This window comes from Nitratidesulfovibrio liaohensis (genome assembly GCF_011682075.1).
Lineage (GTDB): Bacteria > Desulfobacterota > Desulfovibrionia > Desulfovibrionales > Desulfovibrionaceae > Cupidesulfovibrio > Cupidesulfovibrio liaohensis.
Window position 1 is genome coordinate 1 of the sequence record NZ_VSMK01000595.1, and the last position, 1,178, is coordinate 1,178.

General features: G+C 71.1%; 2 protein-coding genes. Both read left to right on the forward strand.

Annotation, left to right across the window (positions count from 1 at the left end; translation table 11 throughout):
- Positions 1 to 603, forward strand: a 603-nt coding sequence (locus tag FVW27_RS16440) for a chorismate-binding protein (protein ID WP_167127205.1), incomplete at its 5' end; no start/stop codon positions are given.
- Positions 600 to 1,178: aminotransferase class IV (locus FVW27_RS16445; RefSeq protein ID WP_167127208.1), on the forward strand; the 579-nt coding region annotated here is incomplete at its 3' end. The genes FVW27_RS16440 and FVW27_RS16445, both read left to right, overlap by 4 nt.

A 1,178-nucleotide genomic window follows, 5' to 3' on the forward strand; every position in this document is an offset into this window, starting at 1 on the left:
GGCAACGGCCCGGGCCGCGTGCTGTCGCAGCCCATCAAGGGCACCCTGGCCTTCGGCCCCGGCACGCCGCATCCCGTCTGGCATCCCGGCCTGCCGGGCCTGCTGGCCGCCACCCCCAAGGAGCGCGCCGAACTGTCCATGATCGTGGACCTGGTGCGCAACGACATTTCCGCCGATTGCGCCCACGGCAGCGTGGCCGTGGCCCGGCACTGCGCCACCTTTCGCGTGGGCGGCGCGGCCAGCGGCCTCGTGCAGATGTATTCCGACGTCACCGGCACCCTGCGGCCCGACCGCACCTGTCTGGACCTCTTGCTGTCCGCCTTCCCCGGCGGATCGGTGACCGGCTGCCCCAAGCGCCGCACCCTGGCCATCATCGAGGCCGGGGAACCCCACAACCGCGAGGTGTACTGCGGCAGCCTGCTGGCCATTGCCGACGCCCGCACCATGGACGCCTCCATCGCCATCCGCACCGGCTGGCACGACGCGGCCACGGGCCGCCTGGAGCATTGCGCGGGAAGCGGCATCGTCGTGGACTCGGACCCGGAAAGCGAATACGAAGAAACATGGGCCAAGGCAGCCAACTTCCGGGAGGTATGCGCATGATCCACTGGCGGGCCGGCGCGCTGCACGAAGGTGGGGTACGGCTGGACATCGGCAGTCCGGCCTTCAGGTACGGGGCCGGGTTCTTCGAGACCATCCTGTGGAACGGGCAAGGGCCCAGCCGACTGGATGCGCATCTGGCGCGATTGCAGGCCAGCCTGAATCACTTCGGCCTTGTGGCCGAACCCGTGGACTACCCGGCAGCCATCGCGGAAGTGGTGCGCGCCAACGGCCTTGCCGAACGGCAGGCGCGGGTGAACATCATCGTCCCGCTGGAGGACGAGGACGCGGCCATGGCCCCGCTGGTCACCGCCGCCCCCTACGACCCGCCCGCGCCCGACCGCACCTACAGCCTGCGCCTTGCCCCGCCCGCCACGCTGGGCTCGCTGGCCCTGCACAAGTCCATGAACTACATGCTCTGCTACCTGGAACGCAGGGCCGCCCGCGCCCTGGGGCAGGACGACGCCGTGCTTACCCAGCCCGGCGGCATCGTGACCGAGGCCACCACCGCCGCGCTGCTGTTCGGCGACGGCGACTGCTTCTGCACCCCCACCGGCGGCTGCCGCCTGCCCAGCACC